Source organism: Geodermatophilus sp. SYSU D00814, assembly GCF_054050055.1.
In genome coordinates this window covers 62,867-86,665 of record NZ_JBJGYP010000003.1, presented here as the reverse complement: position 1 = coordinate 86,665, position 23,799 = coordinate 62,867, and the positions used below count along the sequence as shown (strand labels likewise).

The 23,799-nt window shown below is 74.7% G+C and carries 19 protein-coding genes; 6 read left to right on the top strand and 13 right to left on the bottom strand.

The features are described 5' to 3' along the window. Positions 1-22: 22 nt before the first annotated feature. Complete coding sequence (locus tag ACI780_RS03210; protein ID WP_457000712.1) at positions 23-1,876, top strand: hypothetical protein; 1,854 nt, start codon at positions 23-25, stop codon at positions 1,874-1,876. A 9-nt stretch (positions 1,877-1,885) separates the two neighbouring features. Here ACI780_RS03210 and ACI780_RS03205 read toward each other — a convergent pair whose 3' ends face one another. From ACI780_RS03205 to ACI780_RS03155, 11 genes are all read right to left on the bottom strand, one after another. Then, positions 1,886-3,076: a site-2 protease family protein gene (locus ACI780_RS03205; RefSeq protein WP_457000711.1), complete on the bottom strand. Its 1,191-nt coding sequence runs from the start codon at positions 3,074-3,076 to the stop codon at positions 1,886-1,888. Positions 3,077-3,147: 71 nt separating this feature from the next. After that, on the bottom strand, positions 3,148-3,603 hold the full coding sequence (locus tag ACI780_RS03200) for a GNAT family N-acetyltransferase (RefSeq protein ID WP_457000710.1): 456 nt from the start codon (positions 3,601-3,603) through the stop codon (positions 3,148-3,150). A gap of 158 nt (positions 3,604-3,761) precedes the next feature. Continuing rightward, positions 3,762-4,142, bottom strand: coding sequence for a metal-sulfur cluster assembly factor (locus ACI780_RS03195; protein WP_457000709.1), 381 nt, complete (start codon positions 4,140-4,142; stop codon positions 3,762-3,764). Next, positions 4,139-4,612 (bottom strand): Fe-S cluster assembly sulfur transfer protein SufU, encoded by a 474-nt coding sequence (sufU, locus tag ACI780_RS03190; protein WP_456870661.1) that lies wholly within the window; start codon positions 4,610-4,612, stop codon positions 4,139-4,141. Before sufU ends, ACI780_RS03195 begins: the two co-directional genes overlap by 4 nt. Next, on the bottom strand, positions 4,612-5,943 hold the full coding sequence (locus ACI780_RS03185) for a cysteine desulfurase (protein WP_457000708.1): 1,332 nt from the start codon (positions 5,941-5,943) through the stop codon (positions 4,612-4,614). The genes sufU and ACI780_RS03185 overlap by 1 nt, the downstream gene beginning before the upstream one ends. Further along, a complete protein-coding gene (gene sufC, locus ACI780_RS03180) occupies positions 5,940-6,713 on the bottom strand; it encodes a Fe-S cluster assembly ATPase SufC (protein ID WP_089405652.1) in 774 nt (257 codons plus the stop codon). Before sufC ends, ACI780_RS03185 begins: the two co-directional genes overlap by 4 nt. 15 nt (positions 6,714-6,728) lie before the next feature. Further along, positions 6,729-7,082 (bottom strand): Rieske (2Fe-2S) protein, encoded by a 354-nt coding sequence (locus ACI780_RS03175; RefSeq protein WP_456870663.1) that lies wholly within the window; start codon positions 7,080-7,082, stop codon positions 6,729-6,731. 3 nt (positions 7,083-7,085) lie between these two features. Beyond that, a complete protein-coding gene (gene sufD, locus ACI780_RS03170; protein WP_456870664.1) occupies positions 7,086-8,417 on the bottom strand; it encodes a Fe-S cluster assembly protein SufD in 1,332 nt (443 codons plus the stop codon). Beyond that, positions 8,417-9,859, bottom strand: a complete 1,443-nt coding sequence (gene sufB / locus ACI780_RS03165) for a Fe-S cluster assembly protein SufB (protein ID WP_456870665.1) — start codon at positions 9,857-9,859, stop codon at positions 8,417-8,419. The genes sufD and sufB overlap by 1 nt, the downstream gene beginning before the upstream one ends. After that, the gene (locus tag ACI780_RS03160; RefSeq protein ID WP_457000707.1) at positions 9,856-10,677 is read right to left on the bottom strand and encodes a helix-turn-helix transcriptional regulator; all 822 of its coding nucleotides are present in this window, start codon (positions 10,675-10,677) and stop codon (positions 9,856-9,858) included. Before ACI780_RS03160 ends, sufB begins: the two co-directional genes overlap by 4 nt. A 95-nt stretch (positions 10,678-10,772) precedes the next feature. Continuing rightward, the gene (locus tag ACI780_RS03155; protein WP_457000706.1) at positions 10,773-13,325 is read right to left on the bottom strand and encodes an ATP-dependent Clp protease ATP-binding subunit; all 2,553 of its coding nucleotides are present in this window, start codon (positions 13,323-13,325) and stop codon (positions 10,773-10,775) included. A 211-nt stretch (positions 13,326-13,536) separates the two neighbouring features. Here ACI780_RS03155 and ACI780_RS03150 point away from each other — a divergent pair, with 211 nt between their 5' ends. Then, complete coding sequence (locus ACI780_RS03150) at positions 13,537-14,466, top strand: COX15/CtaA family protein (protein WP_456870668.1); 930 nt, start codon at positions 13,537-13,539, stop codon at positions 14,464-14,466. Positions 14,467-14,637: 171 nt separating this feature from the next. On the opposite strand, the gene ACI780_RS03145 is transcribed toward ACI780_RS03150, so the two are convergent. Together ACI780_RS03145 and ACI780_RS03140 are read right to left on the bottom strand one after the other, a co-directional pair. Beyond that, positions 14,638-15,621: a ScyD/ScyE family protein gene (locus ACI780_RS03145; RefSeq protein WP_457000705.1), complete on the bottom strand. Its 984-nt coding sequence runs from the start codon at positions 15,619-15,621 to the stop codon at positions 14,638-14,640. 394 nt (positions 15,622-16,015) lie between these two features. Next, positions 16,016-16,930, bottom strand: coding sequence for a heme o synthase (locus ACI780_RS03140; protein WP_457000704.1), 915 nt, complete (start codon positions 16,928-16,930; stop codon positions 16,016-16,018). Between the two features lie 319 nt (positions 16,931-17,249). Here ACI780_RS03140 and tkt point away from each other — a divergent pair, with 319 nt between their 5' ends. From tkt to zwf, 4 genes are read left to right on the top strand one after another with little or no spacing between them, the layout of a single operon-like run. Beyond that, positions 17,250-19,484: a transketolase gene (gene tkt, locus ACI780_RS03135; protein WP_456870671.1), complete on the top strand. Its 2,235-nt coding sequence runs from the start codon at positions 17,250-17,252 to the stop codon at positions 19,482-19,484. Between the two features lie 30 nt (positions 19,485-19,514). Further along, positions 19,515-20,618 carry a transaldolase gene (gene tal, locus ACI780_RS03130; protein ID WP_457000703.1) on the top strand — a complete coding sequence of 368 codons (1,104 nt, stop codon included), beginning with the start codon at positions 19,515-19,517 and terminating at the stop codon, positions 20,616-20,618. Next, entirely contained in the window at positions 20,615-22,222 is a 1,608-nt protein-coding gene (locus tag ACI780_RS03125; RefSeq protein ID WP_457000702.1) for a glucose-6-phosphate isomerase, read from the top strand. Before tal ends, ACI780_RS03125 begins: the two co-directional genes overlap by 4 nt. A 51-nt stretch (positions 22,223-22,273) precedes the next feature. After that, positions 22,274-23,791, top strand: coding sequence for a glucose-6-phosphate dehydrogenase (gene zwf, locus ACI780_RS03120; RefSeq protein ID WP_456870674.1), 1,518 nt, complete (start codon positions 22,274-22,276; stop codon positions 23,789-23,791). Positions 23,792-23,799 lie beyond the last annotated feature (8 nt).

Below are 23,799 nucleotides of genomic sequence, written 5' to 3'. Positions count from 1 at the left end.
TGCACCAGCGAGGGGAGGACCGGTGACGCCGGACGCGCGGCTGCCCCGGCTCCCCTACGCCGGCCCGCCGGGGCGCGTGCCCGCCGCCCCGGCGCCGCCGCTGCCGTCCCGGCTGCGCCCGCCGCAGGTGCTGCTCGGCGTCGGGGTGGTGCTCCTGGTCGCCGTCGGGCTGGCCGGGCCCGCGCTCGCCGGGCCGGCCGGCCGGGTCGGCGTGCTGCTGCTGGCGCTGCTGGTCGCCTGCGCCTCGGCGCTGGCCGCGCGGTCGCGGCTGCGCAGCACCGAGGAGGCCTGCGCGGCGGCCGCGGCGGCGCTCGCGCTCACCGGCGCCGGCACCGGGGACCGCCCGCTCGAGGGCGGCCCGCTGCCGGCGCTGGCGGTGGCGGCCGTGCTGGTGAGCCTGCGGGTGCTGTTCCCCCGCCCGCTGAGCTGGCCGCTGGCGGCGTGGGTGGCGGTGCAGGTGGCCGCGCTGCGGTCGCTGTCCCTCGCCGAGGGCGGGGCCCCGCGCACCGCGCTGCTGCTCACCGTCGCCCTCGCCGGGCTCGCCGTGACCCTGGCCGCGCGGCCCGCGCTCGCGCGCATCGCGCTCGTCACCACCGGGCCGTGGTGGGTCACCGGCGTCGCGGGCGGGCTGGTCACGGCCGCCACCGCCGACGGCCCGGCGCGCTGGCTCGCCGCGGGGCTCACGGTGGCGGTGGCGGCAGCGCTGCTGCCGGTGCGGCTGGTCCGGGCGGTCGAGCCGCTGCTCGGCCCGCCGCGGCTGGTGCCCGTGGTCGCCGGGCTCGCCGCCGGCGGCGCGGTCGGGGCGGCGCTGTCCACCGGCGACCCGGTGTCGCTGCCGCTGGCCGGGGAGCTCGGCGTGCTGCTGGTCAGCGTCGCCGCGACCGTGCTGGGCGGCTGGCGGCGGGGCCTGCTGCTCCCCGCGGCCACCGCCGCCGGCAGCACGCTCGTCGTGCTCGCGGTCGGGCAGCTCGCGCTGGCCGCCCGGTGGACGGCGCTGGTGGTCCTGCTGCTGCTCACCGCGCTGCCCGTCGCCGGGGTGGCCGCGCTGCGGCGCGACGAGCGGCCCACGGCCCTTCCCACGGCGGCCGGCTGCCTGGCCGCGGCCGCGCTGCTCGCCGTCCCGGCCGGCCTGCTCCCGCCCGGCGGCGCCGCGGTGGCCCTCACCGGGCTGTACGCGGTCACGCTCGCCGGCCGGCCGGCGATGGACCCGGACGTGCGCGGCCCCACCGGCACCGTCGGGGCAGTGTGCGCCGGCGCCGCGCTGGCGGTGGTCGCCGTCGACGCCGCCTGGAGCCAGCTCGCGCTGCACCTGGCCGTGCAGGGCGTGCTCACCTGCGGCTGGGCGGCGCTGCTGGCCCGCGAGGCGCGCGGCGGCGACCGGGACGGCGGGCCCGAGGAGGTCGCGACCTGGCGCACCGGCGCCGCCGAGCTGGTGGCGGCGGCCTGGACGGCGGCCGCGCTGGCCGGCGCGGCCGCGGTCGAGGCGTGGAGCCTGCCGGCCGCCGTGGGCCTGTGGGTGGCCGCGGGGCCGCGGCTGCTGCACGGGCCGTCGTGGCCGGCGTGGGGTCCGGGGCTGGTGGTCGCGGCAGTGCCCTCGACGGTGGCGGCGGTGGTGCTGCCCGGCGCGCTGCGCCCGGTGCTGGTGCTGGTCGCGGCCGCGGCGGTCATGGCCCTCGGCGCACGCACGGCGGTCCGCGCGGCCCTGCTCACCGGCGCGGCCACCGCGGTCGCGCTGGGCGTCGGGCTGGCCGTCGTCGCGCTGCCCCTGCCGCTGGGCGGGGCGCTGGTCGTCGGCGCCGCGCTGCTCGGTATCGGCGCCCGCCGCGAGCTGCGCCCGGTGGCCGGGTTCGGCGCGCGGCTGTCGGAGATGCGCTGACCCGGCGGCTCAGACCGGGCCCGGCCCCTGCCGCGGGGCGACGTCGGCCCCGCCGCCGGCGGGCGGGTACCGGCCGGCGGCGGCGAGGTCGGCGAGCTGGAGGGTGCGCGTGACGTCGCTCGGCGACACCACGCCCACGACCCGGCCCCCGTCGACGACCACCGCCCGCCCGTCGGTGCAGCCCTGCATCCGGCCCAGCAGGTCCAGCAGCGGCTCGTCCGGGCGGGCGGTCGGGATCTCCGACGGCGGGCAGGCGACGTCGCGCAGCCGCGTCCTCGCCCGGGCGCCCGGCGGCACCGACCGCAGCCGGTTGAGGGTCACCAGCCCGGCCAGCGCACCGCCGGCGTCGACCAGCGGGTAGGTGCTGAACCGGTGCGCCAGAACCACCTCGTGCAGGAACCGCTCGACCGGCTGGTCGGGGTCGGCGGTCAGCACCGGGCCGCTCATCACCCGGCCGACCGGCAGCCCGCCGAGCCGCGCCGACGCGCGCGCCTGCTGCTCCTCGGCGGTCGCGGCGTTGACCAGGAACAGCCCGACCAGGCCCAGCCACAGCCCGCCGAGCCCGCGACCGGTGACCAGCTGCAGCGCGCCGAGGGCGATGAGCGCGAACCCGAAGAAGCGGCCCGCCCGGGACGCGGTCACCGCCGAGGACCACGGGTCGCCGCGCCGCCACCACAGCAGCGCCCGCAGCAGCCGCCCGCCGTCGAGCGGGGCGGCCGGGACCAGGTTGAACACCGCCAGCGACACGTTGATGACGGCGAGGTAGTCCAGCACCGCCACGGGCAGGCCGCCGGCGCCGGCCGCGCGGGCCAGCAGGCCGGCGGCCGTGAACAGGGCGCCGAGGGCGAGGCTGGTGAGCGGGCCGACGCCGGCGATGCGGAACTCCGCCCCGGGCGTGCGCGCGCCGCCGCGCAGCCGCGCGACCCCGCCGAGCAGCCACAGCGTGATGCCCTCGACCTCCACGCCGTTGCGGCGGGCGACCAGCGCGTGGGCCAGCTCGTGCGCCAGCAGCGAGGCGAGGAAGGCCACGGCGGCGGCCAGCGCGGCGGTGGCGTAGGCCAGGCCGCTGCGGCCGGGCAGTACGAGCGGGAACCGGCCCAGCGCCAGGCCGCCCGCGATGATCAGCACGATCACCAGGACGCTGGCGTTGACGCCGACCCGGATGCCGGCGATGCGGCCCAGGCGGAAGGTCTCGGTCATGCGGGGCTCCTCCGGCAGCGGCTCCCTGGCGCCCTACCCGGTGGTCCGCGACGGACACCGGTCGCGGCCGGTCAGGGGCCGAACAGCACCTCGGCGCAGACCGGCCGGTAGCCGGCGGCGAGGAACGCCCGCAGCGACGCGGTGTTGGCCGGCGCCACCTGCGCCCACAGCGGCCCGCCGCCGGGGACCAGCGCAGGCGCCGCGGCGACCAGCGCGGTGCCCAGTCCGCGCCCGCGGGCGACCGGGTCGACCTCGACGCTGACCTCGTGCCGCCCGGCGACGCCGCGCCCGAGGACGAGCACGCCGGCACCGTCGGGCGTCGCCCACACCCGCACGTCGCGGCGGTGGTGCAGCGCCCGCTGCACGCGCGGGTGGTCGAGGTCCTCGACCGGCACGAGCTCGACCGGCCGGGCGGTGCGCGGCGCCACCAGGACGGCGTCCAGCGAGCCCGGCTCGGCGCCGACCCGGTCGGCGAGGGCGGCGAGGAAACGGGCACCCAGCGGCGCGGCGATCGGGTCGTGCGCCACCGCCTCCGCCACCCACCCGGGGTCGACGTCGGCCGCGACGACGTGCCAGGCGGACCCGCCGACGACGACTGCCCGCGCCCCGAGGGGCGCGGGCAGTGCGGTGACGCTGGCGTCGGCCGGGGGGTCGTCGCCGGCGGCCAGGCGCTCGAGGAGCCCGTTCAGACCCGGAAGCCGAGGGCGCGCAGCTGCTCGCGCCCGTCGTCGGTGATCTTGTCCGGGCCCCACGGCGGCATCCAGACCCAGTTGATCCGGATGTCGTCGACCAGGCCGGGGCCGGGGCCGCCGGTCAGGGCCTGGCGCGCCTGGTCCTCGATGACGTCGGTCAGCGGGCAGGCCGCCGAGGTGAGCGTCATGTCGAGGACGGCGACCTGCGAGTCGCCGTCGTCGGCGACGTCGATGCCGTAGACGAGGCCGAGGTCGACGACGTTGACGCCCAGCTCGGGGTCGACGACGTCGCGCATGGCCTCCTCGACGTCCTCCAGCAGCGCGGACTTGTAGGCCGGCAGCTCGGGGGTGTCGTTGGCGGTGGTCTCGCTCATGCCTGTCCTCCGGTCGGTGCGGGAGCGGCGGCCAGGGCGCGGGCGGAGGCGTCCTTGAGGGCCATCCAGCTCATCAGCGCGCACTTGATCCGCGCGGGGTACTTGGACACGCCGGCGAAGGCGACGGCGTCCTCGAGCTCGTCCTCCAGCTCCTCGGCCACGGCCGGGTCGCCCTTGGACTGCATCAGCGTCATGAAGTGCTCGCCGGTGGCCAGCGCGTCGGTGACGGGGCGGCCCACGACGAGGTCGTACATCGCCGAGACCGACGCCTGGCTGATCGAGCAGCCCATGCCCTCGTAGGACACGTCGGCGATGGTGTCGCCGTCGAGGTGCACCCGCAGGGTCACCTCGTCCCCGCAGGTCGGGTTCACGTGGTGGACCTCGGCCTCGTACGGGTCGCGCAGCCCGCGGCCGTGCGGGTTGCGGTAGTGGTCCAGGATGATCTCCTGGTACATGGACTGCAGCTGCATCAGGCGGTTGCCTCCTCCGGCGTCACTCCGAAGAAACGCTGCGCAGCCCGCACACCTTCCACCAGCGCGTCGACGTCGTCGTAACCGGTGTGCACGTAGAACGTGGCGCGGGTGGTGGCCGGGACGCCGTAGCGGCGGACCACCGGCCACGCGCAGTGGTGCCCCACCCGGACGGCGATGCCGAGGTCGTCGAGGACCTGGCCGACGTCGTGCGGGTGGATGCCCTCGACGGTGAAGGACACCGCTCCCCCGCGGGCGACGGTGTCGGGCGGGCCGATCACGGTGACGCCCGGGATCGCCTGCAGCTGCTCGAGGGCGTAGGCGGTGAGCGCCTCCTCGTGCGCCTGCACCCGGTCCATGCCGAGGGCCTGCAGGTAGTCGACGGCGGCCCCGAGTCCGACCACCTGCGCGGTCATCGGCACGCCGGCCTCGAACCGCTGCGGCGGCGGCATGAAGGTGCTGCCCTCCATGCGCACGACCTCGATCATCGAGCCGCCGGTGAGGAACGGCGGCAGCGCGTCGAGGACCTCGTAGCGGCCCCACAGCACGCCGACGCCGGTGGGCCCGAGCATCTTGTGGCCGGAGAAGACGAGGAAGTCCGCGCCCAGCGCGGTGACGTCGACCGGCTGGTGCGGCACCGACTGCGCGCCGTCGACCAGCACCAGCGCGCCGACCTCCCGCGCCCGCGCCACGATCGGCTGCAGCGGGTTGATCGTGCCCAGGATGTTCGACTGCTGGGTGACCGCGACCAGCTTGGTCCGCTCGTTGACGACGGTGGACAGGTCGGAGAGGTCCAGCCGGCCGTCGTCGGTGAGGCCGAGCCAGCGCAGCGTGGCGCCGGTGCGCTCGCACAGCTGCTGCCAGGGCACCAGGTTGGCGTGGTGCTCCATCTCGGTCACGACGATCTCGTCGCCCTGCCCGACGGCGTACCGGCGGAAGGACGGCTCCTTCGCCGTGGCGGCGTTGGACAGCGCGTAGGCGACGGTGTTGACCGCGTCGGTCGTGTTGCGGGTGAACACGACCTCCTCGACGGCGGCGCCGATGAACCCGGCGATCGTCGCCCGGGCCGCCTCGTAGAGGCCGGTGGCCTCCTCCGCGAGCTGGTGCGCGCCGCGGTGCGGGGCGGCGTTGTGGTTCTCGTAGAAGTCCCGCTCGGCGTCGAGGACGCTGCGGGGCTTCTGCGAGGTGGCGCCGGAGTCGAGGTAGACCAGCCGCTTCCCGTCGCGCACGGTGCGCGACAGGATGGGGAAGTCCGCCCGGATCGCCTCGACGTCCAGGGGCAGGGGCTGCTTCTGCGCCCCGGCAGCGGGACGCGAGACGGTCGAGGTCATGCCTTCGCGGTCTCCTTCGAGCCCTGGACGTAGGCGGCGTAGCCCTCCGCCTCGAGCTTGTCGGCGAGCTCCTTGCCGCCCTCGTCGACGACGCGGCCGCCGACGAACACGTGCACGAAGTCGGGCTGGATGTAGCGCAGGATCCGCGTGTAGTGGGTGATCAGCAGGACGCCGACGTCACCCTCCTCGCGGGTGCGGTTGACGCCCTCGGAGACGACCCGCAGCGCGTCGACGTCGAGACCGGAGTCGGTCTCGTCGAGGACGGCGATCTTCGGCTTGAGCAGCCGCATCTGCAGGATCTCGTGGCGCTTCTTCTCACCGCCGGAGAAGCCCTCGTTGACGTTGCGCTCGGCGAAGGCGGGGTCCATCTCCAGCGCGGTCATCTCCTCGCGCACGTCCTTGACCCAGGTGCGCAGCTTCGGGGCCTCGCCCTTGACCGCGGTGGCGGCGGTGCGCAGGAAGTTCGACACCGAGACGCCGGGGACCTCGACCGGGTACTGCATGGCGAGGAACAGGCCGGCGCGGGCGCGCTCGTCGACGCTCATCGCGAGGACGTCCTCGCCGTCGAGGGTCACGGTGCCGCCGGTGATCGTGTACTTCGGGTGGCCGGCGATCGAGTAGGCGAGGGTGGACTTGCCCGACCCGTTGGGGCCCATGATCGCGTGGGTCTCACCCGACCGGACGGTGAGGTCGACGCCGCGGAGGATCTCCTTGGCGTCGTCGCCCTCGCCGACCGTGACGTGCAGGTCGCGGATCTCCAGAACCGACACTTCTTCTCTCGCTCCTCAGTTGCCGGCCGCGAGCGGGAGGCTGCCGTCGGCTTCGGTGTCGACGAGCACGTCCTCCCCCTCCACGCGGACCGGGTAGACGTCGACCGGCTCGGTGGCCGGCAGGTTGGTGGGCTCGCCGGTGCGCAGGTCGAAGCACGACCCGTGCAGCCAGCACTCGATGGTGGGGGCGCCGTCGAACTCCTCGACGTCGCCCTCGGACAGCGGGACCTCGGCGTGCGAGCAGACGTCCTGGACGGCGTAGACTCCGCCCTCGAACCGGACCACGGCGACGTCGACGTCGGACAGCTCGACCCGCAGGGCCCCGTTCTCCGGGACGTCGGAGAGGGCGCAGACCCGCTCGAAGGCCATGGGTCAGGCCACCCCGACCGGCTGCTCGACGTGCTGGTCCTCGAGGCCGGGCAGCGCGCCGAGGCGGGCCTCGATGGAGCGCATGATGCGGTCCTGCAGCGCGTCGACGCCGATGTGCTGGACGACGTCGGCGAAGAAGCCGCGGACCACCAGGCGGCGGGCGGTCTCGGCGTCGATGCCGCGGGAGCACAGGTAGAACAGCTGCTCGTCGTCGAACCGGCCGGTGGCGCTGGCGTGGCCGGCGCCGACGATCTCGCCGGTCTCGATCTCCAGGTTGGGCACCGAGTCGGCGCGGGCGCCGTCGGTGAGCACCAGGTTGCGGTTGAGCTCGTAGGTGTCGGTGCCGGTGGCGGCCGGGCGGATCCGGACGTCGCCGACCCACACCGTGCGCGCGCCCTCGCCCTGCAGCGCGCCCTTGTAGAGCACGTTGCTGGTGCAGTTGGGCACCGCGTGGTCGACCCAGAGCCGGTGCTCCTGGTGCTGGGTCTCGTCGGAGAAGTAGACGCCGAACAGCTCCGCGGTGCCGCCGGGGCCGGCGTACTGCACGTTGCTGACCAGCCGCACGAGGTCACCGCCCAGGGTGACCACGACCTGCCGGAAGCTGGCGTCGCGGCCGACGACGGCGTCGAACTGCCCGCCGTGCACCGCGCCCGGCGCCCAGTCCTGCACGGACACGACGGTCACCCGCGCGCCGTCGCCCACGAGGACGGCGACGCCGCCGGCGTAGCGGGCCAGGCCGCTGTGGTCGAGGACGACGGTCGTCTCGGCGAACGCGCCGACCTCGACGACGAGCTGCCCCCAGACGACGTCGTCGGACCCGGTGCCGGCCAGGCCGAGGGTGACCGGGCGGTCGGGGCGCGCCTCGGCCGGCACGCGGACCACGGCGGCGCCGCCGCTGCGCCGGCGGGCGAGCGCGGCGAGCCGGTCGACCGGCTCGGGCAGACCCTTGAGCAGCGGGTCGTCGGCGTCGACGCTGGTCAGCTCGACGCCCTCGGGCAGGTCGGTCGTCCACTGCAGGTGGGCCTCGGACGGCGCCCCCTCGAGCAGCGGGCGGACGCGGCGCATCGGGGTGAAGCGCCACTCCTCCTCGCGGCCGGTGACGCGGCCGAAGGCCTCGGGGTCGGTCGAGGTGAACCGCTCGGCCGGCGAGCCGGTCGGGGCGGTGCCGCCGTGCGAGTGCGCGCCCGGGGCCGCCTGCCCGGCGGTGCCCGTGCCGGCCGCGGGGACGGCCGGGGGTCCTGCCTGGGTGCCCACCCCCTCGCCGAACAGCTCGCCGGCGAGGGTGGCGGACTCGGTGGTGAGACCGGTGGTGCTGGGGGTGTTCTGCTCCGGCATCAGCCGACGGCACCTTCCATCTGCAGCTCGATGAGCCGGTTGAGCTCGAGGGCGTACTCCATGGGCAGCTCGCGGGCGATCGGCTCGACGAACCCGCGCACCACCATCGCCATGGCCTCGTCCTCGGACAGACCGCGGCTCATCAGGTAGAAGAGCTGGTCCTCGCTGACCCGCGAGACGGTCGCCTCGTGGCCCATGGCGACGTCGTCCTCGCGGACGTCGACGTAGGGGTAGGTGTCCGACCGGCTGATCGTGTCGACCAGCAGGGCGTCGCACTTGACCGTGGACTTCGAGCCGTGCGCGCCCTCGTCGATCTGGACCAGGCCGCGGTAGGACGTGCGGCCACCGCCGCGGGCCACCGACTTCGACACGATCGTCGAGGAGGTGTTCGGGGCGGCGTGCACCATCTTGGCGCCGGCGTCCTGGTGCTGGCCCTCGCCGGCGAAGGCGATGGAGAGCACCTCGCCCTTGGCGTGCTCGCCGGTCATCCAGACCGCCGGGTACTTCATGGTGACCTTGGAGCCGAGGTTGCCGTCGATCCACTCCATGGTCGCGCCCTCGTGGGCGATCGCCCGCTTGGTGACCAGGTTGTAGACGTTGTTCGACCAGTTCTGGATGGTCGTGTACCGGCAGCGGGCGTTCTTCTTCACGATGATCTCGACGACCGCGGAGTGCAGCGAGTCCGACTTGTAGATCGGCGCCGTGCAGCCCTCGACGTAGTGCACGTAAGCGTCCTCGTCGACGATGATCAGCGTCCGCTCGAACTGGCCCATGTTCTCGGTGTTGATCCGGAAGTAGGCCTGCAGCGGGATCTCGACGTGCACGCCCTTCGGCACGTAGATGAACGAGCCGCCCGACCACACCGCGGTGTTCAGCGCGGCGAACTTGTTGTCACCGGACGGGATGACCGAGCCGAAGTACTCGCGGAAGAGGTCCTCGTGCTCCTTCAGCGCGGTGTCGGTGTCGAGGAAGAGGACGCCCTGCTCCTCGAGGTCCTCGCGGATCTTGTGGTAGACGACCTCGGACTCGTACTGGGCCGCGACACCGGCGATCAGCCGCTGCTTCTCCGCCTCGGGGATGCCCAGCTTGTCGTAGGTGTTCTTGATGTCCTCGGGCAGCTCGTCCCACGAGGTGGCCTGCGCCTCGGTGGAGCGCACGAAGTACTTGATGTTCTGGAAGTCGATCCCGGACAGGTCCGACCCCCAGTCGGGCATCGGCTTGCGGTCGAAGAGCTTGAGCGCCTTGAGGCGGCGCTCGAGCATCCACTCGGGCTCGTTCTTGCGCGCCGAGATGTCCCGGACGACGTCCTCGTCCAGGCCGCGGCGGGCGGAGGCCCCGGCGACGTCGGCGTCGGCCCAGCCGTACTGGTAGCGGCCGAGCTGCTCGATCTGCTCGTCCTGCGTCAGCGGCGTGCCGGTCACCGGCTGCTGGGTGCTGGTCATGCGGGCGTCCTCTCCCGGTCGCTCGTGGGGGTGGTGCTGGTGGACGGTGCGCGGCCTGCCTGGCGTGGGACGGCCCGCGCTGCTCGCTCACCGGGTACAGGGCGCGCGGGGACGTCTGTGTTCCCCGCGCCGGTGTGAGCCCGGGCGCGTGAGGGCCCGGGGATGTGGGTGGTGCAGACGCCGTCGCCGTGGGCGATGGTCGCCAGCCGCTGCACGTGGGTGCCCACGAGCCGGCCGATCACCGCCGTCTCGACCTCGCACAGCTGCGGGAACTCCGCCGCGACGTGCGCCACCGGGCAGTGGTGCTGGCACAGCTGCCCGCCGCTGGCGATCGCCGACGCCGAGGCAGCGTAGCCCTCGGCGGTCAGCGCCTCGGCCAGCGCCCGGGCCCGCTCGACCGGCGCACCGTCGGCGCGGGCTACGGCGTCGGAGGCCCGCTGCTCGAGGCCGGCGAGCTGGGCCTGCGCGACCGCGCGGACGGCGTCGGGACCGCCGGAGGCGGCGACGTACCGCAGCGCGGTGAGCGCGAGGTCGTCGTAGGCGTGCGCGAAGCCGGAGCGGCCGGCGTCGGTGAGGTGGAAGTGCCGGGCGGGCCGGCCCCTCCCCCGCTGCGCGCCCGGCGCCGCCCGCTCCTCGACCCGGCCCTGGGCGGCGAGGGCGTCGAGGTGGCGCCGGACGGCGGCCGGGCTGACGCCCAGCCGGCCGGCCAGCTCGCTGGCGGTCTGCGGGCCGTGCTCGAGCAGCAGCGCGGTCACCCGGTCACGGGTGCGGACGTCGTCGGCGCGCGCCGCCCCCGCCTGCACCGTGCTGGTTTCCACAACACGATTGTGACCTATTTCGGGAGGCCTGCAAGCAAGGTCGCCCTAACCCACCCGGCCCCCGACCGCGCAGGTCAGGGGCCGGGTGGGGCAGGTCACGCCTGCGCGGCCGCGGCGGGCTCGGCGTCGTGCTGGGTGTCCTCGACGCGCAGGTCCAGGGCGCCGTCGGAGACGTCGACGACGACGTGCCGGCCGGCCGCCACGCGGCCGTCGAGCAGCAGCCGGGCCAGCGGGTTGTCGACCTCGCGCTGGATCGCCCGGCGCAGCGGCCGGGCGCCGAACTGCGGCTCGAACCCGCGCTCGGCGATCCAGGCGACCGCCTCGTCGGTGAAGGTCACCTCGATGTCCTGGGCCGACAGCCGGCGGCGGGTCTCGTCGAGCAGCAGCCGGGTGATCTGCTGCAGCTGCTCGGTCTCCAGCTGCGAGAAGACCACGATCTCGTCGATCCGGTTGAGGAACTCCGGCCGGAACGACTCGCGCAGCCGCCGCATGAGCCGGTCGCGCAGCCCGGCGTCGGCGGCCGCGGCGTCCCCGGTGCCGAAGCCGAGCGGGGCGTTGCGGCCCTGGATCAGCTCGGAGCCGAGGTTGCTGGTCATGATCAGCACGGTGTTCTTGAAGTCGACCGTGCGGCCCTGGGAGTCGGTGAGCCGGCCGTCGTCGAGCACCTGCAGCAGGGTGTTGAAGACGTCGGGGTGGGCCTTCTCGATCTCGTCGAGCAGCACGACCGAGTAGGGCCGGCGGCGGACCGCCTCGGTGAGCTGCCCGGCGTCCTCGTAGCCGACGTACCCGGGCGGGGAGCCGACCAGCCGGCTGACGGTGTGCCGCTCCTGGAACTCGCTCATGTCCAGCCGGATCATGCGGTCGGAGTCGCCGAACAGCGCCTCGGCCAGCGCCCGGGCCAGCTCGGTCTTGCCGACGCCGGTGGGGCCGAGGAACAGGAAGCTGCCGATCGGCCGGTCGGGGTCGCCCAGCCCCACGCGCGAGCGGCGCACGGCCTCGGCCACCACGCGCACCGCGTCGTCCTGGCCGACCACCCGCTCGTGCAGGCGCTCCTCCAGCGACAGCAGCCGCGCCATCTCCTCCTGGGTCAGCTGGGCCACCGGGATGCCGGTCTGCCGCGAGATGACCTCGGCGACGTCGTCGACGCCGACCTCCGGCACGCCGGCCTGGCCGCCGCCGGTGCGGGCCTCCTCCAGCCGGCGCTGGGCCTCGGCGAGCTGGTCGCGCAGCTCGGAGGCGCGCTCGTACTGCTCGGCGGCCACCGCCTGGTCCTTCTCCCGCTGCAGCCGCTCGACCTCCTGCTCGAGGCCGCGCAGGTCCGTCGGCGGGGTCTTCACCCGGCGGCGGACGCGGGCACCGGCCTGGTCGATGAGGTCGATGGCCTTGTCCGGCAGGTGCCGGTCGGGGACGTAGCGGTCGGAGAGGTCGACGGCGGCGCGGATGGCGTCGTCGGTGAAGCGCACCTGGTGGTGGGCCTCGTAGCGGTCGCGCAGGCCGCACAGGATCGCCACGGTGTCCTCGACGCTGGGCTCGGCCACCAGGATCGGCTGGAACCGGCGCTCCAGCGCGGCGTCCTTCTCGATGTTGCGGCGGTACTCGTCCAGCGTCGTCGCGCCGATGATGTGCAGCTCGCCGCGGGCCAGGGCCGGCTTGAGCATGTTGCCCGCCCCGCCGGAGCCCTCCGAGGCGCCGGCGCCGACGACGGTGTGCAGCTCGTCGATGAAGACGATCACCTCGTCGGAGTGCTCGCGGATCTCGTCCATGACCTTCTTGAGCCGCTCCTCGAAGTCACCGCGGTAGCGGGTGCCGGCCACCAGGCCGGTGAGGTCGAGCTCGACGAGCCGGCGGCCGCGCAGCGTCTCGGGGACGTCGCCCTCGACGATCTGGGCGGCGATGCCCTCCACGATCGCGGTCTTGCCGACGCCGGCGTCGCCGATGAGCACCGGGTTGTTCTTCCGGCGCCGCGAGAGGACCTCGACGGTCTGCTCGATCTCCGCCTCCCGGCCGATCACCGGGTCGATCTGGCCGTTGCGGGCCATCTCGGTGAGGTCGCGGCCGTACTCGTCGAGCGTCGGGGTGCTCGACTGCTGGCCCTGGCCGGGGCCGCCGGGGCGCCCGCCGCCGGGCTGGGGGCCGCCGGTCGCGGCCTGCTGGAGGGCCTCCGGGGTCACGCCGTGCTCCCGCAGCACCCGCCCGCCGGGGGAGTCGGGGTTGACGGCGAGGGCGAACAGCAGGTGCTCGGGGCCGATGTAGGTGCTGCCCAGCGCACGCGACACCCGGTGGGCGTCGAGCAGCGCGCGCTTGGCGGCCGGCGTCAGGGACGGCGCCTCCTCGCGCGGCTCGCCGCGCTGCAGCTGGCCGTCGAGCTCGCTGCGCAGCCGGTCGGGGTCGGTGCCGGTGCGGGCCAGGAAGGCGCGGGTGGTCTCGTCGCCGGTCATCGCCCACAGCAGGTGCTCGGTGTCGAGGTCGGCGCTACCGGTGGCCACCGCCTGCCCGGCGGCGGCGTTGACCAGCTCGCGCGCCTGCTGGCTGAGGAACTGGGTGATGTCGACGCGCTGACGGGGCGCGCCCTGCCCGCCGCCGAGGTAGCGGGCGAAGAAGTCGTCGAAGGGGCTCCCGTAGGGGCCGGGGAAGAAGGGGCTGGTCATGCCTCACGTCCAGGTCGGTCGGGTGGGGTCGGGAGGTGGTCGCCGGAGGACTCGCGTCAGGGGGAGCCCGTACCCGGGATGGCACACCGTCACCGAGAGCGGCGCATCAGCCATTCGCCTGTCTCCAGCGCGTCCGGGGACGCGGCGCTTCCCCGGTGTGATCTGCCCTGAGCGAACCGGGAGGCGCCCCGCCCGCGGCTAGCATCGGGACGTGCGGGTCTCCTCTGCCGTCGTCTCCCGGATCGCCCTGGTCAACCTCCTGGCCAACGGCGCGATCGTCGTCACCGGCGGCGCGGTGCGGCTCACCGGCTCGGGGCTGGGCTGCCCCACCTGGCCGCGGTGCACCGACGCGAGCTTCGTGGCCACGCCGGAGCTGGCCGGCCACGGCGTGATCGAGTTCGGCAACCGGCTGCTGACCTTCGTGCTGGCCGCGGTCGCGATCGCCACCGTCGTCGCCGTCTTCCGCTCCGGCCGCCGCGACCTGCGGGGGCTGGCCGTCGCCGCGTTCCTGGGCATCCCCGCGCAGGCGCTGCTCGGCGGGGTGACCGTGCTGACGGGCCTGAACCCGTGGACGGTGGCCGCGCACTTCCTGCTGTCCTCGGTGCTGGTCGCGGTGTCCACGGTGCTGTGGCTGCGCTCGCGGGAGCCCGGGGTCGGGCAGCCGCTGGTGCGCCGGCCGATCGCGCTGCTGGTCGGCGGGATCGCCGCGGTGACCGCGGTGGTGCTGGTGCTGGGCACCGTGGTCACCGGGTCGGGCCCGCACAGCGGCGACCTCGACGAGACCGGCGCCCCCTCCGGCGGGCGGATGGGCTTCGACCCCGAGACGGTCAGCCAGCTGCACGCCGACGTCGTCTTCCTGCTCGTCGGGCTGACCGTCGCGCTGCTGGTGGCGCTGTACGCCATGGACTCCCCCGGCCGGGTGCGCCGGGCCGCGCGCGACCTGCTGGTCGTGCAGCTGCTGCAGGGCGTGGTCGGCTTCGTGCAGTACTTCACCCACCTGCCCGTGGTGCTGGTGCTGCTGCACATGCTCGGCGCGGTGCTGGTGACCGCCTACACCGCGCGGCTGGCCTGGTCGGTCCGCGGGCCGGCAACCGAGCGGCCCCTCGACACCCCCGCCGTCCCCACCGCCGCCGCCCGCTGAGGGACCGCGGGGTCACCCGCCGTCCACCCGCCCGTCGTCGACCTGCTGCGCCCTCGGCGGCCCTCCCCCGCACTGCTCACCGCACCGGCCTCACGGCGCGGTGCCCGACCTCGCGCTGTGGCGTGAGGTCGGGCACCGCACAGCGAGGTGGAGCCTCCTGCGAGGCCGGGCTCAGCCGCGCAGGTCGACCGTCCAGATCTCGCCGTCGAGCGTGACGACGTAGGCGGTCCGGCCCACCACCTCCATGGACGTCGGCCGGTCGAGCGGTCCGGCCACCACCTCGAAGCCGCCGTCCCGGGTCACCCGCAGCAGCTGTCCGGTGTCCGGATCCGCCGGTGCTCCTGGGGGGTTCGTGGCGGTGAACTCGCCCTGCGACAGGGCGTAGACGCCGCCCCGCCCCCGCTCGACGTCTACGAGCAGCCGCCCACCCGAGGCGACCTCGCGCACGTCGTCGTCACCGAGCCGGAACGCGACCACCCGGCCGGTCTCCGGCTCGTGCGGGACCGGTCCCGCCAGGGCGAGCAGCACGCTCCGGCCGTGGATCGCCAGGCCGGTCGGGACGACGTTGTCCAGCGCCAGGACCTCGCTGACGTCCCCCTCCGTGGTGACGTACAGCACCCGGTTGTGGTGGCCGTCGGTGACGAGGAACCCGCCGGCCACGGCCTCCATGGCGTACTGCAGGCCGCTGGGGACGAAGAAGTCGGTCTCCGGCGGGTTCTCCACCGCCCAGGCACCGATGTCAGCGACGACCGTGCAGGTGTCCGGGCCGTCGACGCGGTAGAGCCCGACGACGTCGTCCCCGCCGACGTCGGGACCGACGAGCGACACGAGCACGTACGCGGTCCGGCCCCGGAAGGCGACGTCCATCGCACCGCCCGGCCCGTCCGGGAGCACCCGCTCCGGCAGGCAGTCCGCCACCGTCGTGGTCTCGCCCGTGCGGCGGTCGAGGCGGGTCAGTTCGCCGGACACCGGCTCGGTGACGTAGAGGTCCCCACCGGGACCGACGGTGCTGCCCGAACCGCCGTCCAGCTCACCGAAGAGCAGCTGCGGCTCCGCGGCGTCCGGCGGGGCCGCGGCGGCCGTCGCGGGCGCGGCCAGGGCGACCAGCAGCGCGGCAGCGGCGACCGACGGGATCCGTCCTGCAGTCCTCCTCATGGTCCTCCCCCTTCTCCTCCCGGCCCCGTTCCCCGCGGCCGGGACGGCACCGCGCCGCCCCGGTGCCACGGACCGGACAGCCGGTCTACTCCGTCGCCAGGAGGGTCGGGCCCCGGTGCCGCCGCCGCGGATCGAGCCAGCGGCACGGCACCACCTGCCGTGACGGCCGCCGGACGCGGCGCGCAACGGCACCGGGCCGGGTACCGGCTTCCCGAGGAGCGAGGTGCGCCTGACGACGGTCACCGCGCCCGCGGAGACCGCGCTGCGCCGCAGGTCGACCTGGTGCTGTCTCGCAGCCGTCGAGACAGCACCAGGTCGACGACGGACGCGCCCTCGCCGCCCTTCGAACGTCGAGATCACGGGATCTCGACGGAGCAGTGAGACGCGGGCGGGGTCAGACGAGGACGTCGACGGCGATGGCGATCGACAGCAGCGTCATGTGCGTGATCGACACCGAGAACAGCTTCATCGGCCGGTCGGGGACGGCGCTGCGGATGCGGGCGAGCCACTGGTGGGTCTCGGCCACGTACCACGCGCCGAGCAGCCCGCCGCCGACGGCGAAGGCCCAGTTGAGGACCGGGCTGACCGAGCCCATGAGCAGCGTGGCGCCGAGGGTCGCCCACGCCCACACGACCGACTGCCGGCCCACGCTCTCGGGACCGGCCACCACGCTGAGCATGGGCACGCCGGCGCGGGCGTAGTCCTCGCGGAAGCGGCTGGCCAGCGCCCAGAAGTGCGGCATCTGCCAGCAGAAGACGACGGCGAAGAAGGCGAGCGCCGGCCAGTCGAGCGAGCCGGTCACCGCCGCCCAGCCGATGAGCACCGGCGCCGCCCCGGGGAAGGCCCCGAAGACCGTGTTGTGCCGGGTCCGGCGCTTGAGCACCATCGTGTAGACGACGGAGTAGGCCAGGATCGCGACCGCGGCCAGCGCCGTGGCCAGCGGCGTGGTGGCCACCCACAGCAGCGTCAGCGACGCCGCGGCGAGGACCAGCCCGAAGGTCAGCGCGGCCCGCGGCGACACCACCCCGGCCGGGATCGGCCGGTCGCGGGTGCGCGACATCAGCCGGTCGATGTCGCGGTCGTACCAGCAGTTGAAGACGTTGGCCGCGCCGGCGGCGAACATCCCGCCCACCATCGTGGCGCCCACCAGCCGCCAGGACGGCCAGCCGTCGGCGGCCATCATCATCGCCGGCAGCGTGGTGACCAGCAGCAGCTCGACGAGCTTGGGCTTGGTCAGCGCCACGTAGGCGCCGACCACGGCGGGCAGCCGGCGGGCGGGGACGACCGGGCGCTCGGTGAGCGCCGTCACCGCAGGTCCTCCCCCGCGTGCTCGCGGGGCGCCACCGGGCACGCAGACAGCACGGGGGTCCTCTCGAACCGGGGGATGAACGGTGCCCACTGTATCCCGCAGGAGCCGCGCCCACGGGCCGGGATGACTAGGGTCTGATCACGTTGACGCCACGCGGACAGCGGGTAGGGCCGTCGCCGACGACGGAGCGTCCGGGCCAGGGATGGCCCGGGTGCACACCGGCTGCGCTGCACGCCGCGACCGCGTCGCCCGCCCGGAGCACGGGACACCGGTCCCCGGGCGGCCCAGCACCGGCCGACCTCGAGGAGCACCGTCCGACATGACCACCGACACCACGGGCTCGGACGCCAGGAGCACCGAGCCCGAGGCCCCGGCCGAGGCCGCCAGCGACGCCCCCACCGGCGACCCGCGCCAGCCGCACCCCACGCTGCCGGAGGGCTTCGGCGACCTCGACCGCCGGGCGATCGACACCGCGCGCGTCCTGGCCATGGACGCCGTCCAGAAGGTCGGCAACGGCCACCCGGGCACCGCGATGAGCATGGCGCCCACCGCCTACCTGCTGTTCCACAAGTGGCTGCGCCACGACCCGACCGACCCGAACTGGGTCGCCCGCGACCGCTTCGTGCTGTCGATGGGCCACTCGAGCCTGACGCTGTACGTGCAGCTCTACCTGTCCGGCTACGGCCTGGAGCTCGCCGACCTCGAGGCGCTGCGCACCTGGGGCTCGAAGACCCCGGGCCACCCCGAGGTCAACCACACCCCCGGCGTGGAGACGACGACCGGTCCCCTCGGCCAGGGCGTCGGCAACGCCGTGGGCATGGCGATGGCCGCCCGCCGCGAGCGCGGCCTGCTCGACCCCGAGGCCCCGGAGGGCGAGAGCCTCTTCGACCACACCATCTGGGTCTTCGCCTCCGACGGCGACCTGGAGGAGGGCGTCAGCGGCGAGGCCTCCTCGCTGGCCGGCACCCAGCAGCTGGGCAACCTGGTGCTCGTCTACGACGACAACCGGATCTCCATCGAGGACGACACCAACGTCGCCTTCACCGAGGACGTCGGCAAGCGCTACGAGGCCTACGGCTGGCACGTGCAGCACGTCGACGACGGCGAGGACCTGGCCGCGGTCGACGCCGCCTTCGCCGCCGCCAAGGCCGAGACCGGCCGCCCGTCGATCATCGTGCTGCGGACGGTCATCGCCTGGCCGGCGCCGAACAAGCAGAACACCGGCGCCGCGCACGGCTCGGCGCTGGGCGAGGACGAGGTGCGCGCCACGAAGGAGGTCCTCGGCTTCGACCCGGAGAAGACCTTCGACGTCGACGACGAGGTGCTCGCCCACGCCCGGTCGGTCGTCGACGCCGGCCAGAAGGCGCACGCCGAGTGGCAGCAGCGCTTCGACGCCTGGGCGCAGCAGAACGCCGAGCGCGCCGCGCTCCTGGAGCGGATGCGCGAGCGCCGGCTGCCCGAGGGCTTCGCGGAGGGCCTGCCCACCTTCGACGCCGACCCCAAGGGCGTGGCCACCCGCAAGGCCTCCGGCAAGGTCCTGGCCGCCCTCTACCCGGCGCTGCCGGAGCTGTGGGGCGGGTCGGCCGACCTCGCCGAGAGCAACAACACCGCCGTCGAGGGCGAGCCGTCGTTCCTGCCGTCGGACCGCCAGACGAAGATGTGGAGCGGCGGGCCCTACGGCCGCACCCTCCACTTCGGCGTCCGCGAGCACGCCATGGGCGCGGTGATGAACGGCATCGCCCTGCACGGCGGCACCCGCGTCTACGGCGGCACCTTCCTCACCTTCAGCGACTACATGCGCGGCGCGGTCCGCCTCGCCGCGCTCATGCAGCTGCCGGTCACCTACGTGTGGACGCACGACTCGATCGGCCTGGGCGAGGACGGCCCGACGCACCAGCCGATCGAGCACTTCGCCGCGCTGCGCGCCATCCCGGGCCTCGACGTCGTCCGCCCGGCCGACGCCAACGAGGTGACCGTCGCCTGGCGGACGATCCTCGAGAACAACGACCGCCCGGCCGGCCTGCTGCTGTCCCGGCAGAACCTGCCGGTGTTCGACCGGTCGCAGATGGGCTCGGCCGAGGGCGTCGCCCGCGGCGCCTACGTGCTGGCCGACGCGTCGAACGGGCGGCCCGAGGTGATCCTGCTCGGCACCGGCTCCGAGGTGCAGATCGCCGTCGCCGCCCGCGAGCGGCTGGAGGCCGACGGCGTCCCGACGCGGGTGGTGTCGGTGCCGTGCGTCGAGTGGTTCGCCGACCAGGACCAGGCCTACAAGGACGAGGTCCTCCCGCCGAGCGTGCGCGCCCGGGTCAGCGTCGAGGCCGGCGTGCCGATGGGCTGGCGGGAGTTCGTCGGCGACGCCGGGCGCATCGTCGGGCTCACCCACTACGGCGCCAGCGCCGCCTACTCGGTCCTCTACGAGGAGTTCGGCCTGACCGACGAAGCCGTCGTCGCCGCCGCCCGCGAGTCGATCGAGGCGGCCGCGGCCGGTCCCGCCGTCCCGGCCGGCCCGGTGGCCGCAACCGGCGGCCTCCCCCACCCCACCGGCGATCGCTGAACTGCACCTCCGCAGCGAAGGGAAACTGACATGGCACAGAACGAGAAGCTGGCGCAGCTGTCGTCGGCGGGGGTCGCCGTCTGGCTCGACGACCTCTCCCGCGACCGCATCCGCAGCGGCGACCTGCAGTCGCTGGTCGACGAGTACTCCGTCGTCGGCGTCACCACCAACCCGACCATCTTCGCCGCGGCGATCAGCGGGTCGGACTCCTACGACGACCAGCTGCACGCCCTCGCCGTGCGGCAGGTGAGCGTCGAGGAGGCGCTGCGCACCATCACCGCCGCCGACGTCCGGGACGCCTGCGACCTGCTCGCGCCGGTCGCCCAGCGCCAGCCCGGCGACGGCCGGGTGTCGCTGGAGGTCGCGCCGGGCCTGGCCCACGACACCGACGCGACCGCGGCCGAGGCCGCCCACCTGTGGTGGCTGGTCGACCGGCCCAACCTGTTCATCAAGATCCCCGCCACCGTGGAGGGGCTGCCGGCGATCACCACGTCGATCGCCAAGGGCATCAGCGTCAACGTCACCCTCATCTTCAGCCTCGAGCGCTACCGGGCCGTCATGGACGCCTACCTCGCCGGGCTGGAGCAGCGGCTGGCCGACGACCCCGACGCCGACCTGACCCAGGTCGCCTCGGTCGCCTCGTTCTTCGTCTCCCGCGTGGACACCGAGATCGACAAGCGGCTGGAGAAGGTCGGCGCCGACGAGCTCAAGGGCAAGGCGGCGCTGGCCAACGCGCAGCTGGCCTACCAGGCCTACGAGGAGGTCTTCTCCTCCGACCGGTGGAAGGCGCTGGAGGCCAAGGGCGCCCGCCCGCAGCGGCCGCTGTGGGCCTCGACCGGCGTGAAGAACCCCGAGTACTCCGACACCCTCTACGTCAGCGAGCTCGTCGCCCCCGGCACGGTCAACACGATGCCGGAGAAGACGCTGAAGGCCTACGCCGACCACGGCGAGGCCGGCACCCCGGTGCAGCAGACCTACGACGACGCCGCGGCCACCATGAAGGCGATCGCCGACGCCGGCGTCGACCTCGACGACGTCTTCCGCGTGCTCGAGGAGGAGGGCGTGCAGAAGTTCGTCGACTCGTGGGACGAGCTCACCGAGTCGGTCCGCACCGAGCTCGAGGACAAGGCATGACCCTGCAGTTCAGCTGCAGCGGTCTCGACGTCCCCGAGAACGTCCGCACCCAGCTCGCCGACGACGACGTCGCCGCGCGGCTGGTCGCCAAGGACGCGACGCTGTGGGGGCCGGAGGCCGAGAGCGAGGCCTCCATCCGGCTGGGCTGGCTGGACCTGCCCGCCTCCTCCCGCGAGCTGGTGCCGCGGCTGGCGGCGCTGCGCGCGGAGCTCGCCGGCGAGGGCCTCGACCGGGTCGTCCTCGCCGGCATGGGCGGGTCCTCGCTGGCGCCGGAGGTCATCTGCCGCACCGCCGGTGTCCCGCTGGTCGTGCTCGACACCACCGACCCCGGCCAGGTCGCCGCGGCCGTGACCGACCTCGACCGCACCGTGGTGGTGGTCAGCTCCAAGTCCGGCGGCACCATCGAGACCGACAGCCACCGGCGGGCCTTCCTCGCCGCGTTCGCCGAGGCCGGCCTGGACGAGGAGCAGGCCGGCCGCCGGTTCGTCGTCGTCACCGACCCCGGCTCGCCGCTGGCCGACACCGCGGCGGCGATGGGCGCCCGGGCCGTCTTCCTCGCCGACCCGAACGTCGGCGGCCGCTACAGCGCGCTGTCGGCGTTCGGGCTGGTGCCCGCCGCGCTGGCCGGGGTCGACGTCGAGCCGCTGCTGGACCGGGCCGCCGAGCTCGCCGAGCGCCTCGCCGAGCAGGGCAACCCGGCCCTGGAGCTCGGGATCGCGCTGGGCGCCGGTTTCCGCACCGGCCGGGACAAGGTGGCGCTGGCCGACGGCGGCACCGGCAGCGGCCGCATCGAGGGCTTCGGCGACTGGGCCGAGCAGCTGATCGCCGAGTCCACCGGCAAGGAGGGCCGCGGGCTGCTGCCCGTCGTCCTGGAGTCGGTGGACGCCCCGGGCTCGGCCGCGCCCGACGCGCTGCTGGCCGTCGTCGACGGGGACCCCGTCGAGGGCCGTCCCTCCGTGGGGGTCAGCGGCCCGCTGGGCGCGCAGTTCCTCGGCTGGGAGTACGCGACGGCGGTGGCCGGGCGGATCCTGGGCATCGACCCCTTCGACCAGCCCAACGTCACCGAGTCCAAGGAGAACACCGCCCGCATCCTCGACGCGGGCCTGCCCGACGAGCAGCCGGCCGCCACCATCGGCGCGGTCGAGGTGTACGGCTCCGGTGGGGTGCTCGACGGCGTCGACCTCTCCTCCCACGACGGGCTGCGGCTGGTGCTCGACGCGCTGCTGGCCGCGGTGCCCCCGCGCGGCTACCTCGCCGTCATGGCCTACCTCGACCGCCAGGCCGACGCCCGCGCCGGGGAGCTGCGCGCTGCGCTGGCGCGGCGCACCGAGCACGCGGTCACCTTCGGCTGGGGCCCGCGGTTCCTGCACTCGACCGGCCAGTACCACAAGGGCGGTCCGCAGGTCGGCGCGTTCCTGCAGCTCACCGGGGCCACGACGACGGACCTGCCGGTGCCCGACCGGCCGTTCTCCTTCGCCACGCTGCAGGCCGCCCAGGCCGCCGGCGACCGGCAGGCGCTGGCCGACCGGCAGCGGCCGCTGCTGCACCTGCACCTGACCGACCGCGCCGCCGGGATCGACCAGGTCCTCGGTGCCCTCGGCTGACCGCCGGGGTAGCACCGGAGCCGCCGGCAAGAGGAGCCCAGAGGAGGACTCGTGATCCCCAACCCGCTGCGCGACCCGCGGGACCGGCGGCTGCCGCGCGTCCCCGAGCCCTGCGCGCTCGTCGTCTTCGGCATCACCGGGGACCTCGCGCGCAAGAAGCTGCTCCCCGCCGTGTACGACCTGGCCAACCGGGGGCTGCTGCCGACCAACTTCGCGCTGCTGGGCTTCGCGCGGCGGGACTGGGGCGACCAGGACTTCGCCGAGCTGGCCCGTGACGCCGCCCGCAACGCCGCCCGCACCCCGTGGCGGGAGGAGGTGTGGGAGCGGCTGGCCGCCAGCGTGCGGTTCGTGCAGGGGTCCTTCGACGACGACAACGCCTTCGACGAGCTGGCCAACGCGCTCAACGACCTGGAGAGCAGCCACGGCATCGGCGGCAACGCGGCGTTCTACCTGTCGATCCCGCCGGCGATGTTCCCGGTCGTGCTCAAGCAGATGCAGCGCACCGGCATGGCCGAGAGCACGGCCGACCGGTGGCGGCGGGTCGTCGTCGAGAAGCCCTTCGGCACCGACCTGGCCTCCAGCCGCGAGCTCAACGAGCTGGTCGACTCCGTCTTCAGCGCCGAGGACGTCTTCCGCATCGACCACTACCTGGGCAAGGAGACCGTCCAGAACCTGATGGCGCTGCGGTTCGCCAACACGCTGTTCGAGCCGATCTGGAACGGCCACCACGTCGACTCGGTGCAGATCACGATGGCCGAGGACGTCGGCATCGGCGGGCGGGCGGGGTTCTACGAGAAGACCGGCGCCGCCCGCGACGTGCTGCAGAACCACCTGCTGCAGCTGCTGGCGCTGACCGCGATGGAGGAGCCGGTCGAGTTCTCCGCCGACGAGATCCGCACCGAGAAGCTCAAGGTGCTGCGCGCGGTGTCGCTGCCCGAGGACATGCGCACCTTCGCCGTCCGCGGCCAGTACGAGCAGGGCTGGCTGGCCGGCCAGCGCGCCCGCGGCTACCGGCAGGAGGAGGGCGTCGACCCGGAGTCGACCACCGAGACCTTCGCCGCCGTCCGGCTCGGGGTGGAGACCCGCCGCTGGGCCGGCGTGCCGTTCTACCTGCGCACCGGCAAGCGGCTGCCGCGGCGGGTCACCGAGATCGCGCTGGTGTTCAAGCGGGCGCCGCACCTGCCCTTCGCCGACACCGACACCGAGGAGCTGGGCAACAACCAGCTCGTCGTGCGGGTGCAGCCCGACGAGGGCGTGACGCTGAAGTTCGGCTCCAAGGTGCCCGGCAGCGTCATGGAGGTCCGGGACGTGTCGATGGACTTCCTCTACGGCGAGCAGTTCACCGAGACCAGCCCCGAGGCCTACGAGCGGCTGCTGCTCGACGTGCTGCTGGGCGACGCCACGCTCTTCCCCCGCAACGCCGAGGTCGAGGCCTCCTGGGCGGTGATCGACCCGCTGGAGGAGTTCTGGGCGGGCGGCACGCCGGAGCCCTACCGGGCCGGGGAGTGGGGCCCGCGGGCCGCCGACGAGATGCTCGCCGCCGAGGGCCGCCGGTGGCGGCGGCCGTGAGCGGCAGC